This is a genomic window from Paraburkholderia fynbosensis (assembly GCF_902859935.1).
Taxonomy (GTDB): domain Bacteria; phylum Pseudomonadota; class Gammaproteobacteria; order Burkholderiales; family Burkholderiaceae; genus Paraburkholderia; species Paraburkholderia fynbosensis.
Window position 1 is genome coordinate 18,594 of the sequence record NZ_CADIKI010000021.1, and the last position, 13,630, is coordinate 32,223.

The following is a 13,630-nucleotide window of genomic DNA, read 5'->3' on the forward strand; positions in this document are numbered from 1 at the left end:
AAAAATACTGAGCCGCTTGCAGGCTGATCCACTCGATGCGCTGCAGCGCATTCAAAGTGGGCGTATTCTCATTCGTTCGCCCGTTATTGATCGTGGAGAACGCATGCAAAAGCGCAGGATTGGCCGCTCGGAATTGCAGGTCGCGCCGCTTATGTTCGGCGGCAATGTATTTGGCTGGACAGCGAGTGAAGCCGCCTCGTTTTCCATTCTCGATGCGTTCGTCGATGCCGGTCTCGACTTTATCGATACCGCCGATGTTTATTCCGCCTGGGTGCCCGGTAATCAGGGCGGCGAGTCGGAAACCATCCTCGGCAAATGGTTCAGGCAGAGCGGCAAGCGCGACAAGATCGTGCTCGCCACCAAGGTGTCCAAGCATCCGCAGCGCAAGGGCCTGTCCGCGGCCAATATACAGGCGGCGGTCGAGGATTCGCTGCGGCGCCTGCAAACCGATTACATCGATGTTTATTTTTCCCACGACGACGACACCGAAACGCCGCTTGTCGAAACGCTCGGCGCGTACCAGAAGCTGATCGAGGCTGGCAAGGTGCGGGTGATCGGCGCGTCAAACTACAGCGGCGCGCGCGTCGAAGAGGCGCTCGCCGTGGCCCGCCAGCACGGATTGCCCGAGTATCAACTGCTGCAGCCGGAGTACAACCTGTACGACCGCGCGGAATATGAACGCGATACCGAACCGGTGGCGCTCGCCCATCAACTCGGCGTGGTGGTGTATTACAGTCTCGCGAGCGGCTTTCTGTCCGGCAAGTACCGCTCGCAGGCCGATCTGGCCGGCAAGGCGCGTGGCAGCCGGGTCGAAAAGTATCTGAACGAGCGCGGCTTGCGGATTCTCGGGGCGCTCGACCGCGTCGCCGACCGACACGGCAGCACGCCGGCCGCGATCGCGCTGGCCTGGCTGATTGCGCGGCCGAGCGTCACGGCCCCAATTGCCAGCGCGACCTCGGTGGACCAGCTGAAAAGCCTCGCGGCGGCCGTCCACCTGATGCTGACTGGCGACGACATGCGCGAACTGGACGACGCGAGCGCCTGATCGTTTGGAAGACCTGGCGGAATCGCCAAACCCCTGGTAGGATGGAGAGTTTCCTGATATCATCGGGAGTGAATTGAGATCTTTGCCTGTTTCGTCAGCGGTTTTCATTGATGAAAGGTTGGCGAAACGGCAACAGGCGCGGCTTCTGCAATACGTCTGTCCGCGTTCCGCGGTGAGCTCCACACACCTCTCTTTTCCGGCCTCCGTGGCCGCTTTGCCTCTCGTTTCATTCGTGGTTTGGCCGGGGGTTTCCCCGCGTTTGCCTGTTACTGGCCATGAATCGAAACGACCGGAGGGCCGGCGCGTGAGCGGTCTCCCCGCCACGCAAATTAACCCGTATCAAGTGATTGATTTAGGAATTACATGACGACGATTCTTCTGAAGGAAAACGAGCCGTTCGAAGTGGCAATTCGCCGCTTTCGTCGCGCAATCGAAAAGAATGGCCTGATCGCTGAACTGCGTGAGCGCCAATCGTACGAAAAGCCGACTACGGCACGTAAGCGTAAGAAGGCTGCTGCTGTGAAGCGCCTGCACAAGCGCCTGCGCAGCCAGATGCTGCCGAAAAAGCTGCACTAAGCAGGCTTTTCCGGACGCCGAACGGCGGTGTGAGCTTCGAAAGAAGCCACATCGCCGTTTTGCTTTTGGGCGCTGTTTTTGGATCTACGAAGTCGCGACTTTGCGGGGGACTGGCCGAGCGAAGCCCAAGTAGGGCCTCGGCCGGTCCGGGATGCGGTGAACCTCCGGCAAGGCAAACGCGCCTACGGCTGCGCCTCGCCTCGCCGACGCCTTCGCGCCCGTTCGTTATGCGGCGTTCTCCAGCCGGTCGGCCGACAGGCTGAATTGACGGGCAATCGAGCCCAACCGTTCGCGCCATTCCCAGGTGCCGAATACGTCGTGGACATTTTGCAGGCAACTGAGCCGATCGACGGTGGCCTGGTCGTACACGTTGATGCGTGCGCGCGGGAGCGCCTTTTTCAGCGCCGAGACGCCGATGTCCATGTAAGTGGGCACCGCGATTGGCGTTTTGCCGATAAGCGGACCGGAATACCTTCCATCGCAGTCTTGCAGTCGCGCCAGTTGGCGAATTCCGGAGTAGCACGGCGAAAGGCCGTCAAAATTCCCGCGGTCGACGCGTCGTGTCCTGCGCGGAATCGCGGCTGTCACCTGCGCAGCGCACATCACCGCTCATAGCCGTATAACGGTCGAGATGCGCCGGAAGCGCAGTCGGGCTTTGCCGGATAGGTTGTTGATGAGTGTCCTGAAGATATGCAGCACGCCTTCCTCGTCCCTGCGGCCTTGCGCCCGCGGGCCAGATGCCGCGCGAGGCGCGGCGGTGCTCGGGATTTTCCCTGGACGGCTTTCCTTTGTTAGAGCCGCGGCGCCAGGAGACTCCGGTGACCTCGGTGGGCGAGGCGCCGGCCAACCCGTGGCCGGTTCAACCGGCCTTGCGGTTACGCCCCTTCTTCCCCAGCGCGGCGCATCGCGAGCGGCACATGCAATTCGTCTCGTGGTCGTTCACCATGCCGACCGCCTGCATGAATGCGTAGCAGATCGTCGAGCCGACGAACTTGCAGCCGTAGCGCTTGAGCCCCTTGCTCAGCGCGTCCGACACCTCGGTCGACGCGGGTGCCTGCTTGTAAGAGGCCCAATCGTTCTGCATCGGCGTCTGGTCGACGAACGACCACACGAAGTTCGCGAGCGAACCGTGCTCGGCCTGAATCTGCTGGACGGCGCGTGCGTTGCTAATGGCCGCTTCTATCTTGCCGCGGTGGCGCACGATGCTTTCGTCCGTCACCAGCTTATCCACGTGTTTCGGCGTAAAGCGCGCCACTGCGTCGATATCGAAGTCGGCGAACGCGCGGCGATAACCGGCCCGCTTGTTGAGAATGGTCGACCATGACAAGCCCGCCTGAGCGCCTTCCAGCACGAGCATCTCGAACAGATGTTGATCGTCACGCGAAGGCACGCCCCATTCAGTGTCGTGGTAGTGTGCGAGCGCTTCGCTCGATACCCAGTTGCATCGCTGTGTCACTGTCGCGCTCCCGTTGTGATGTCGCCCGCCAGCATAGCGGAAGCGGCGCGCATCGCAAGCTGGCCGTTGGGCCAATTGCGGGATTGAAAATGACCTGCCACGCTATGCGCTATCCACTCACGGAACTCAATCGACTCGATGAACCAGGACTTCTTTCTGATCGGCATTGACGGCGGCGGCACCGGTACGCGCGTGGTGCTCGGCGACGCGCAGGGGCGCGAACTCGCACAAGCGGCGAGCGGGCCGTCGGGTTTGGGGCTCGGCATCGAGCGCGCATGGCAGGCCATCGAGGCCGGCTGCAGCGAAGCGTTCAAGCGCGCGGGCAAGACATTGGACTGGTCGCGCTGCGTGCTCGGCTGTGGCCTCGCGGGCGTCAACAATCGTGACTGGCTGGCCGAGTTTCGCGCGCAAGCGCCGGAGGTCGCCGGACTCGCGGTGGAGCAGGACGCCTATACGACGCTGCTCGGCGCGCACGGCGGCAAGCCCGGCGTGATCGTGGCGCTTGGCACCGGCAGCGTGGCGGCTTCACTGGCCGCAGACGGCGCATTTCTCGTCGCCAGCGGTTACGGCTACCCATCGGGCGACGAAGCGAGCGGCGCGTGGCTCGGCCTGCGGCTCATCGTCCATGCGCAGCAGGTGCTCGACGGCCGTGTGCCTAGCGACGACCTCGCGCGGGCGCTGCTCGCCTGCATCGGAGCGCAGGACCGCGACGGTCTGGTCGTGTGGCTCTGTGCGGCCAATCAGACCGCTTATGCGAAGCTCGCGCCGGTTGCGTTCGAGCATCGCACGCATCCGTTCGCGGCGCGATGGCTCGGCGAGGCAGGCGTCGAAGTGGGCAAGATGATTGACGCGCTGGACGCCTCGGGAACCCTGCCGGTCGCCCTGTGCGGCGGGCTCGGCGCGCCGTTGCGCGAGTATTTGCCGCAGGTCTACCAGGCGCGTCTGCGTGAGCCGCTCGCCGACTCGGCGCATGGTGGATTGCAGCTGGCGCAGCGCGAAGCGGCGCGTCTTGCCGGCTGAGAATCGCTGGCGGTGGCAGCCGAGATCCTGCGTGCGCGACCGGGGACGGTAAAATACGCACTTCGACGCTGCCCCGACCGCTCATACCATGTACAAAGTCATCGCCACCGATCTCGACGGTACCCTGCTCAACGCCGACCATCAGGTGGACCCGTTCACGGTCGCCACCGTGCGCAAACTGGAAAGCGACGGGCTGCGGTTCGTGATCGCAACGGGGCGCCATTTTTGCGATGTCGCGGGTATTCGTGACTTGCTGGGCATCAGTCCGTATCTGATCACGTCGAACGGCGCGCGCATTCATGCGCCGGACAACGCCGTGATCCACGCCGACGACCTGCCGCCGGCCATCGTCCAACGTTTGGTGCAGCCGGAAATCGCCGGTGCGCATGGCCGCGTGATCGTCAACCTGTTCGCCGACCAGGCGTGGCTGATCGACCGCGATGCGCCGGATCTGCTGAAATTCCATCAGGACTCGGGCTTCACCTACGAAGTAACCGATCTGCCGAAACACGACGGCGTCGACATCGCGAAGGCGCTCTATATTGGCGAGCCCGCCGACCTCGCGCACGTCGCGGAGAATCTTGCACGGGAATTCGGCGACGAACTGTACGTGACCTACTCGCTGCCGGATTGTCTGGAAGTGATGACGTCGAACGTTTCGAAGGGGCGCGCGTTGCAAATCGTGCTCGAGCAGCTCAGCGTGGACGCGTCGCAGTGCGTGGCATTCGGTGACAACATGAACGACATTGACCTGCTGGAAACGGCCGGCCACCCTTTCATGATGAACAACGCCAATCCCGATCTCATCGCGCGTCTGCCGAACGTGCCGCGCATCGGCAACAACTTCGAAGCGGGCGTCGCGCACCACTTGCGCAAGCTCTTCTCGCTCGACGACGAGCTGATGTCCTGATCCGCATGAACCCCGGCCCGCATCCACGTTCGTGAAGGCGGGCCGGGTTGGCGAGTGAGGCCGGTCTATCAGCGGCGCGGCGGGTCAAATCAAGGCTACTCACGCCTGGCCGTTCCCCGCGCGAGGATCAAACTCAATCGTGCCAGCCGCCTCGGCGGTCGCCCCTGTTATCGTGGCCCCAGTGGCGATTGTCGTGACCCCAGCCGCGGTCATCCCGATGGTCGCCGCGATAATAGTCGCCGCGCTCATACCGATGATTCCAGCCACCGTAGTACACCGGCTGCGGCGCCGCATAGACGCGGGCGGGCTGTGCATAAACCGGTGCGCCAAGGGACAGGCCGATATTCAGATTTGTATGCGCTTGCGCGACCCCGCATGCGCCCGCCGCGAGCCCGGCAGCAACCAGCAAATGAGTGACGATGCGTTTCATCTTCTTCTCCTGTGAGGCGACGTAGGTGTGTCGCACAGGACCAATGTACGCATTGCGCTCGGCTTTGATTGCGACGAGATGTTACGGACTGAAAGCATCGTCGCAGTGTTCCAGCGGAACGAAGCGCGGCATCGGCTTAGTTCGTGCATCGCATGCAATTCGCTCGACAGCCTGTCGAATAAGGGTTTTCAGCGTATCGAACCTTGCCGGATCACGGACTGTGCTGTACTCGATTCAATTCGCGCCGAGCGCTGCGTAATCGCGGCTTACATCTGTATTACCCAATTAATCTGCCGCATTCGTCGAAACCGCAGCAGAGGCGGCTGCCGACGGCGCCTCCGGCAGCGCCGCGCAAGGACAATCGGTCGCGCGTCCGTCCAGCCCTTGGCGGTCAACCTTGAAACTGGCGCGCGCCGTGCCGTCCCGCCAGTCGAGGCGAACGACATAAATACTGTCGAAGTCGCCGCTTTCCCAATTTGGAACGTCAGCGGAGTTGCCGCCGTGCGCGCTCACCATCTGGCGCAATAGCTTTACGATAAGTTTGTGCTCCCACGCGACGACGATCAGCTTGTTCCGGTTGGCCGGATTGACGAGCGCGGTACCAAGCTGGTCGATCTGCGCAAAGCCGTACGGCGTTTGCACCGGCATCTGGAATTGAATGGCCGTCGGCTCGATCGTTGCCAGCGGACGAACGTAGTAATAAGAACGGCCATTGTCGTCTTTTTGCTGCCCGGGATCGGGCGCATAGATCGCATCCGGTTTGCCGAACTTGGCGGCGATCACGGCCGGCAAAGCAAGCGCCCGGTTGAGGCCCTGGCAGTTCAGTTGACCGAAGCCTTGCGTGGGTTTCTCGCCATGTCGCACGAACACCAGCGTTTCGATGTTGCCATTGCCGTCGGCCGCCTGCGCGGCGGGTAGCGCGAGCACGCCAGCGCACAAACCTCCGATGATAGGTGCGACGCGATGCAGGAATCTGCGGGAGTGAATCATCGGTAGCACCTGTGCGAGCCTGGAAGTGGCCGATTCTAGCAGCGCGTTCATGGCCGGCCACTGCCGGACGACAAGCCAGTGCGTCACGCTTGCACCAATACAAAGCGGGCGCCGTAGCGCCCGCTTTGACTGCGTCGATCAACGAACCTGCCGTTCAGTCGAGCGCCATTTCTTGCGCATTGCCGCTTCGGCTCTCTGCGATCAACGGATAGATCACGCCCGCGATCACGGCGCCGAGGATCGGCGCGACCCAGAACATCCACAACTGATCGACCGCTGCCCCGCCGACGAACAGTGCCGGGCCAGTGGAGCGCGCCGGATTGACCGACGTGTTGGTGACCGGAATCGAAATCAGGTGAATCAGCGTCAGGCACAGACCGATGGCGATCGGTGCGAAGCCGGCCGGCGCGCGCTTGTCGGTTGCGCCGAGAATCACGAACAGGAAGAAGCCGGTCATCACAACTTCGCAGATGAACGCTGCAGCGAGCGAATAGTGCCCCGGGGAGCGCTCGCCGTAGCCGTTACTGGCGAAACCGCTGGCGACGAGGTCGAAGCCCGGCTTGCCCGAGGCGATCAGCGACAGCACCAGCGCACCCAGAATCGCACCGATCACTTGCGCGGCGATGTATGGCACCAGGTCGCGAGCCGGAAAGCGGCCGGCGACGGTCAGTCCGACGCTCACGGCCGGATTCAGGTGGCAGCCGGAAATATGACCGATCGCAAAAGCCATGGTCAGCACGGTCAAGCCGAATGCGAGCGACACGCCCACGAAACCAATGCCCAGGCCATGAACCGGGCCGGCGAAGTTCGCGGCGAGGACCGCGCTGCCGCAGCCCCCGAGCACGAGCCAGAAAGTGCCGAACAGCTCCGCGGCAACGCGCTTTGACAACTGCATGATTGGTAATCCTAAAAAGGTTGATGCTTCCGGAGCACACACGGCGGACTGCGGTGCATGCCTTGACCGCGCAATTCTAGGTAAAGACCGCCAAACAGGGTGTCAACAATTGTCAAGGGCGAGGGCTGCTTTACCGATTATTGGTCGATAAAAATCCTGTTTTATCATTCACCGATGGTTAATAATTATCAGAGGAAATCTTCCTAAATCGGTATTATTGGCCATTGCGAATTTTTATAATTACAGTTAGTCTGCCGTCGAATGAGTTCTAAAAAAGGGGAGAACCGAATGTCTCAATATGCAGACCTCAAGGCGCAGATCGCCAAATTGCAGGCACAAGCAGAAGAAGCGCGGCGTACTGAAATTGACAATGTGGTCGCCGACATCCGCCAAAAGATCGCTGAATACGGTCTAACCGCACAGGACCTCGGCTTTGCCGCCGCCGCCAAGCGCGGACGGCCACCCAAGAAGGCGCCGCTGCCGGCGAAATACCAGGATCCGAAATCAGGCAACACGTGGAGCGGACGGGGCAAGCCGCCCAAGTGGATTGTCGGCAAGAATCGCGAGCGCTTTTTGATTGGCGCGGTTTGAGTCGCGCTGCGGCGAGACCGAAAGCCAATTGAAGGTCGATCGGCGTCCCGTTTTATCTGCCGAACGCTAATTCGGGATGGAAGCGTATCCATTCCCGGCATTAAAAAAGCCGCCCTCGGGGGCGGCTTTTCTGTGGAGGAAGGGATAACGCCGAATTCCTCGCCTGCGCAAACGATTCGCATGTCAGACTTGCCTGCTATTGACCCGCAATTGGGAATGCGCGGGAAAGCGATGCACGCAGCAGGTAAGTGACCCAATCAACTGTCAAAGCGGCTGAACGCGAAAGCGCATCAGCCGTTTCAAACACGGCTGTTAGCCCACGGCAACCTGCCGCAATACCGGGCGGCGCGTTGCATCGATCAGTGCCGAATAGCCATCGACATAGTTTTGCGCCATCGTTTTCGAACTGAAGCGGCGCTCGAACTGCGCGCGGATTTCAGTGCGCGACAATTCATCGAGACGCTGCAGCGCGGCGACCGCCCCTTGCACGTCCTCGACGATGTAACCCGTCACACCGTGATCGATCACTTCCGGCACCGAACCGCGGTTGAACGCGATTACCGGCGTGCCGCATGCCATCGATTCGATCATGACGAGGCCGAACGGCTCCGACCAGTCGATCGGGAACAGCAACGCTTTGGCGCCCGACAGAAACTCAGGCTTCTGCGCTTCGTTAATTTCGCCGACGAACTCCACGTGCGCCATCGACAGCAACGGCTCGATTTCACGCTTGAAGTATTCCTGATCGACCTTGTCCACCTTGGCGGCGATCTTCAGCGGCAAACCGCTTTGCGCAGCGATCTTGATAGCTGTATCGACGCGCTTTTCCGGGCAGATACGGCCGAGGAACGCGAGGTATTCGGGTTTCTTATGCGCTTGCGGCGTCAGCAATTGTTCCGGCAGGCCGTGATAGACCGTGTTGAGCCAATTGGCCTGCGGCAGCGGCAAACGCTGCGAATCGGAAATCGACACCACCGGCACATTCGAAAACGCGTCGAACACTGGCTGCAACTCCGGCAGATCGAGGCGGCCGTGCAACGTCGTCACGAATGGCGTGTCCATCGTGGTGAAGAGCGGGAACGGCATGTAGTCGAGGTGAAAGTGCAGCACGTCGAATTCATGCGCGACCTTGCGTACCTTTTCCATCATCAGGACGTGCGGCGCCAGTGCGTCGCGGATCGTCGGATCGAGGCGCAGTGCACGCGGCCAGCATGCGTCGAGATTCGCGGACGTGACTGAGTCGCCGCTCGCAAACAGCGTGACATCGTGGCCGAGGTCGACGAGGGCTTCGGTCAGATACGACACGACACGTTCGGTGCCGCCATAGAGTTTCGGCGGGACAGCTTCATATAGCGGCGCAATTTGTGCGATTCGCATGCGTTTCTCCTATTCACAACGGCTTCGCACAGCGGCGCTCGAGTAGAGCGAGGAGCGAAGGCCAGACGGACGGTGGGCGCGGTATGCCGCCGCCCGGGGGTGCTCCGAACCTGCATCGGGTAATTCCTTAGCGTTCATTATCGGGATCGGCCGCGCTAATTCGAGTCATTTTTCAAACGCTTAATGTTGTTACAGCGCGAAACATCGCGCGTTACAGCGTATCTGGAGGGCTGTCCCGATAAACGGGACGCACGTGACGTGGCCCGCACCGACGAACGCTGAACGGCTGACAGAGGGCAGTAGCAATTCGCGGGCCTGTGCGGCCGGACGTTGGGAAGAAAGGTCTACACGAGTCACATTGCATAGCAGTGAAAACGTCATATAATTGCTTTTCACCGCTGCACCGATGCGGAGTGTGAACCGACACGAACTCACCGGTTAGTTCGGCCCGCTTTCAGCAAAAAATTCAAGGCGCATCACGCATCCCAAGCTGGGCGCCGCCTCGCTTCATTCAATCCCCCGCGCAGCCGTCCGTGTAGGAAAAATTCCTACAACAATGACGGATTAATCCGTCAAACAGGCAGGGTGTCTCTCCGATTTTCGTTCGTCCCCCCTTTCGAGACAATGGCCGCAAGATTAGGAGCGAGCCAATTCGTGCGGTTTAAGCGCGCGCGTTCGAGCAAACGTTTCCGTAAACGGCCTGACCAGCCAGATATACCCCGGGGGAATCATGAGCGCGACAAGCGATATGCTCAATGAGATCAGAGAAGTCAACCTGTCTTATCTCCTGCTTGCGCAGCGTCTGCTGCGCGAAGACAAGCCTATGGGCATGTTTCGCATGGGGATTTCGGACCAGCTAGCCGATGTGCTTGCCAATCTGTCGTTGGCGCAGACCGTCAAGCTCGCGGCGTCCAATCAGGTGCTGTGCCGTTTCCGTTTCGACGACCATGCCGTGCTGTCCGCGCTCGCGGACAAAGGCAAATCGAGCGCCGTGGCCCAGGCGCATTCCGCGATCCTGATGGCAAGCCAGCCGGTCGAGCAAATCGGCTGATGGCGATCCGCTTCTCACACAAAGCGATCGGGCGAGGGGAATAGCACGCGGATGGCCACTAAAAGCGTCGTACTCGAAGTCAGGGAAATCACCCTGGCCATCGAACTGATTGAGCTTGGCGCGCGTTTGCAATTGCTGGAGGCGGAAACCAGTCTGTCACGCGACCGGCTCATCAAGCTGTACAAGGAACTGAAAGGGGTGTCGCCGCCGAAGGGCATGCTGCCGTTTTCGACCGACTGGTTCATGACCTGGCAGCCCAACTTTCACTCCTCGCTGTTCTACAACATCTACCGTTTCATGGCCGGCCACGGCGGCTGCCAGACGATCCAGTCGATCGTGAAGAGCTACCGGCTCTATCTGGAACACGTCCGGCTGCACGACGACGAGCCCGTGCTCAGCCTCACGCGCGCGTGGACGCTGGTGCGCTTCTTCGACTCGGGCATGCTGCAGATGACCACCTGCTGCCGGTGTCGCGGGCATTTTGTCGCGCATGCCCACGATCCGCAGCACGCCTTCGTCTGCGGGCTGTGTCAACCGCCGTCGCGTGCGGGTAAGACAAAGAAATTCGCCGACGCCCGGGTCCGCGAAAGTCTCGCCGCCGTCCAGGCTTGAGCGCAACCGGCTGGGTTGCGCGCCTCGCATGCCGCCAGCGCTGCGTCCGGCGGGCCTCACGGTCCGTACGACCGGCTGCCGGGCGGCCTCATGCCGCCGCTTACGCCATACGCCGCGCACGCTTGCCGCGCCGGTTGAGCAGCCCTCTGGTTTACACCGCAGCGACCAGCCGCTTTTCCGTCAAAGTTTTCTGCTCCGTTGCCGTAAACCAGATTAACGACGGTCACCGTCGCTTCTTTGTGAGGGCTCGGCAGTGCTGATTTTCGTGGGAACACTCGTGACGCTTTTGTCCGTTTTCGGCGGTTACGCGCTGGAAGGCGGCCATCTCGGCGCGCTGCTGCAGCCCGTTGAAGTGCTGATGATCGTCGGCGCCGGTATCGGCGCGTTCATTCTCGGTAACGGAATGAAGACCATCAAGGCGACGGTGCGCGTCATCCCGACCCTCTTCAAAGGCGCGAAGTACAACAAGGACGTCTACATGGAGCTGATGGGGCTGCTCTATGTCCTGCTGGCGAAGGCGCGCAAGGAAGGCACGTTGACGCTGGAAGCCGACATCGATGATCCGACCAAGAGTCCGATCTTTACGCAGTACCCAAAGATCCTCGCCGACAAGCACATCATCGAGTTCCTGACCGACTACCTGCGCCTGATGGTGGGCGGCAACATGAACGCGTTCGAGATCGAAAGCCTGATGGACGAGGAGATCGAAACGCACCACCAGGAAGGCGAAGCGCCCGCGCATGCGCTGAACAAGGTCGGCGACGCGATGCCGGCGTTCGGGATCGTCGCCGCGGTGATGGGCGTGGTGCACACCATGGCCTCGGCCGACAAGCCGCCTGCGGTGCTCGGCGAGATGATCGCGCAGGCGCTGGTCGGCACCTTCCTCGGCATTCTGCTTTCGTACGGCTTGATCGGACCGCTCGCGAGCGTCGCCGAACAGCGTGTGACCGAGTCGACCAAGATGTTCCAGTGCATCAAGGTGACGATTCTGGCGAGCCTGAACGGCTACGCGCCGGCGATCGCCGTCGAGTTCGGCCGCAAGGTGCTCTTCTCGACCGAGCGCCCGTCGTTCGCCGAGCTCGAAGAGCACGTGCGCCGCGTCAAGGCGAAGTAAAGGGCGCCGGGAACCGAACCGATGAGCAAGGACAAAGACCGCGCCATTGTCGTCAAGCGCTCCGCGCCGAAGAAAGCCGGCCACCACGGCGGCGCGTGGAAGCTCGCGTACGCGGACTTCATGACCGCGATGATGGCGTTCTTCCTGCTGATGTGGCTGCTGAGTTCGGCGTCCACGGTGCAGTTGAAGGGCATCGCCGATTACTTCAACCAGCCGTTGAAGATCACGCTGTGGGGCGGCGACCGCAGCGCCGAGGATTCGAGCATTCTGAAGGGCGGCGGCCGCGACATCTCGACCGACGCGCAAGGCGTGACGCGCTCCACCGACGGCTCGAGCAGCCGCGCCGAGCGCACCGTTTCCCATAGCAACGAAGAGTCGGTGAAGCAGCTGCAAGGCGAGCTGGAGCGTCGCGAGCAGGTCCGCTTGCACGATCTGCAGGTCAAGCTGATGGCCGCGATCGAAGCGAATCCGGTACTGCGCCAGTTCAAGCAGCAGATCCGCATCGACTCGACGCTGACCGGCTTGCGCATCGAGATCGTCGACTCGCAGAAGCGGCCGATGTTCGCGACCGCCAAAGACCAGGTTGAGCCGTACATGCGCGACATTCTGCGCGAAATCGGCCACACGCTGAACGACGTGCCGAACCGCATCATCGTGCAGGGGCACACGGACGCCGCGCAGTATGCGGGCGGCGAGAAGGGCTACAGCAACTGGGAACTGTCCGCGGACCGCGCGAATGCGTCGCGTCGCGAGCTGATCGGCGGCGGCATGGACGAGGCGAAGGTGATGCGCGTGCTCGGCCTCGCCTCGACGCAGAACCTGAACAAGGCGGACCCGATGGACCCGGAAAACCGCCGCATCAGCATCATCGTGTTGAACAGGAAGTCGGAGGATGCGCTCAATCATGACGACTCCACCACGACCACCCTGTCGGACGACGCAGCCGGCTCCAAGCCGCTGCTGCAAAAACTTGCGCAGCCGGTGACGGTTGCACCGAAGTTGCCGGCGCCAGCGCCGGCGGCCCAGTAACAGACAGCGGTCGCCACACCGAAGCACGCGCCCCACTGGCGCGCACGGCGCGGCGATCCCAAGCGTTAAGTGCAGCGAGGTTTCAATGATCAGGCACATCCTGGCAATCGACGATTCGGCATCGATGCGGCAAATCCTGGCCGCAACGCTGACGACAGCGGGCTACGAAGTGACGCTCGCGGCGGACGGCGACGAAGGGCTCGAAAACGCCCTCGCGATGTCGTTCGACCTCGTGCTGACCGACCAGCATATGCCGGGCAAAACCGGTCTCGACCTGATCACCGCGCTGCGCGGCAACCCCGCTTACCAGGCGACGCCCATCCTCGTCCTCACGACGGAATCGGGCGAGCCGTTCAAGGCTGCGGCGCGGGCGGCGGGCGCGACCGGCTGGATCGAAAAGCCGCTCGACCCCGACCTGCTGACCGAACTGGTGGCGGCGCTGGCCGAGCCGGATCAGGCGTAAGCGCCCCTTAGACAAGACACGTTATAGAAAGCGCTCGGCGCGGCGGCATGGCAGCCCAAGCCCAGACAGGA

At 61.8% G+C, this 13,630-nt stretch carries 15 protein-coding genes and 1 pseudogene; 10 read left to right on the forward strand and 6 right to left on the reverse strand.

The annotated features are described in order from the left end of the window. Positions 1 to 103 precede the first annotated feature (103 nt). Entirely contained in the window at positions 104 to 1,045 is a 942-nt protein-coding gene (locus HV770_RS28695; RefSeq protein WP_175164942.1) for an aldo/keto reductase, read from the forward strand. Positions 1,046 to 1,408: 363 nt separating this feature from the next. Then, a complete protein-coding gene (gene rpsU / locus HV770_RS28700; protein WP_006050883.1) occupies positions 1,409 to 1,621 on the forward strand; it encodes a 30S ribosomal protein S21 in 213 nt (70 codons plus the stop codon). A gap of 225 nt (positions 1,622 to 1,846) precedes the next feature. Here the strand turns inward: rpsU and HV770_RS28705 are convergent. Further along, positions 1,847 to 2,118 (reverse strand): annotated as a pseudogene (locus tag HV770_RS28705) (hypothetical protein); the annotation flags it as partial. 362 nt (positions 2,119 to 2,480) lie between these two features. After that, positions 2,481 to 3,077: a DNA-3-methyladenine glycosylase I gene (locus HV770_RS28710; RefSeq protein WP_175164943.1), complete on the reverse strand. Its 597-nt coding sequence runs from the start codon at positions 3,075 to 3,077 to the stop codon at positions 2,481 to 2,483. Between the two features lie 138 nt (positions 3,078 to 3,215). Between HV770_RS28710 and HV770_RS28715 the strand changes: the two genes are divergently transcribed. Together HV770_RS28715 and HV770_RS28720 are read left to right on the forward strand one after the other, a co-directional pair. Further along, a complete protein-coding gene (locus HV770_RS28715) occupies positions 3,216 to 4,097 on the forward strand; it encodes a glucosamine kinase nucleotide-binding domain-containing protein (RefSeq protein ID WP_175164944.1) in 882 nt (293 codons plus the stop codon). A gap of 88 nt (positions 4,098 to 4,185) precedes the next feature. Next, the gene (locus HV770_RS28720; protein WP_175164945.1) at positions 4,186 to 5,007 is read left to right on the forward strand and encodes a Cof-type HAD-IIB family hydrolase; all 822 of its coding nucleotides are present in this window, start codon (positions 4,186 to 4,188) and stop codon (positions 5,005 to 5,007) included. Between the two features lie 133 nt (positions 5,008 to 5,140). Here HV770_RS28720 and HV770_RS28725 read toward each other — a convergent pair whose 3' ends face one another. The 3 genes from HV770_RS28725 to aqpZ all read right to left on the reverse strand — a co-directional run bounded on the left by HV770_RS28725 (position 5,141) and on the right by aqpZ (position 7,322). Beyond that, complete coding sequence (locus HV770_RS28725; protein WP_175164946.1) at positions 5,141 to 5,437, reverse strand: PXPV repeat protein; 297 nt, start codon at positions 5,435 to 5,437, stop codon at positions 5,141 to 5,143. Positions 5,438 to 5,722: 285 nt separating this feature from the next. Next, complete coding sequence (locus HV770_RS28730; RefSeq protein ID WP_175164947.1) at positions 5,723 to 6,427, reverse strand: histidine phosphatase family protein; 705 nt, start codon at positions 6,425 to 6,427, stop codon at positions 5,723 to 5,725. Positions 6,428 to 6,581: 154 nt separating this feature from the next. Next, the gene (gene aqpZ / locus HV770_RS28735; RefSeq protein ID WP_175164948.1) at positions 6,582 to 7,322 is read right to left on the reverse strand and encodes an aquaporin Z; all 741 of its coding nucleotides are present in this window, start codon (positions 7,320 to 7,322) and stop codon (positions 6,582 to 6,584) included. Positions 7,323 to 7,610: 288 nt separating this feature from the next. On the opposite strand from aqpZ, the gene HV770_RS28740 reads away from it, so the two are divergent. Beyond that, positions 7,611 to 7,913, forward strand: coding sequence for an H-NS histone family protein (locus HV770_RS28740; protein WP_121316031.1), 303 nt, complete (start codon positions 7,611 to 7,613; stop codon positions 7,911 to 7,913). A 312-nt stretch (positions 7,914 to 8,225) separates the two neighbouring features. On the opposite strand, the gene HV770_RS28745 is transcribed toward HV770_RS28740, so the two are convergent. Next, entirely contained in the window at positions 8,226 to 9,290 is a 1,065-nt protein-coding gene (locus HV770_RS28745; protein WP_175164949.1) for a glycosyltransferase family 4 protein, read from the reverse strand. A 730-nt stretch (positions 9,291 to 10,020) separates the two neighbouring features. Between HV770_RS28745 and flhD the strand changes: the two genes are divergently transcribed. The 5 genes from flhD to HV770_RS28770 all read left to right on the forward strand — a co-directional run bounded on the left by flhD (position 10,021) and on the right by HV770_RS28770 (position 13,559). Then, entirely contained in the window at positions 10,021 to 10,341 is a 321-nt protein-coding gene (flhD, locus tag HV770_RS28750) for a flagellar transcriptional regulator FlhD (RefSeq protein WP_175164950.1), read from the forward strand. A 51-nt stretch (positions 10,342 to 10,392) separates the two neighbouring features. Then, the gene (gene flhC, locus HV770_RS28755; RefSeq protein ID WP_175164951.1) at positions 10,393 to 10,953 is read left to right on the forward strand and encodes a flagellar transcriptional regulator FlhC; all 561 of its coding nucleotides are present in this window, start codon (positions 10,393 to 10,395) and stop codon (positions 10,951 to 10,953) included. Between the two features lie 253 nt (positions 10,954 to 11,206). Further along, positions 11,207 to 12,067 carry a flagellar motor stator protein MotA gene (motA, locus tag HV770_RS28760; RefSeq protein ID WP_175164952.1) on the forward strand — a complete coding sequence of 287 codons (861 nt, stop codon included), beginning with the start codon at positions 11,207 to 11,209 and terminating at the stop codon, positions 12,065 to 12,067. A gap of 21 nt (positions 12,068 to 12,088) precedes the next feature. Continuing rightward, positions 12,089 to 13,096 carry a flagellar motor protein MotB gene (gene motB, locus HV770_RS28765; RefSeq protein ID WP_175164953.1) on the forward strand — a complete coding sequence of 336 codons (1,008 nt, stop codon included), beginning with the start codon at positions 12,089 to 12,091 and terminating at the stop codon, positions 13,094 to 13,096. Between the two features lie 85 nt (positions 13,097 to 13,181). Continuing rightward, complete coding sequence (locus tag HV770_RS28770; protein WP_121316026.1) at positions 13,182 to 13,559, forward strand: response regulator; 378 nt, start codon at positions 13,182 to 13,184, stop codon at positions 13,557 to 13,559. Positions 13,560 to 13,630 lie beyond the last annotated feature (71 nt).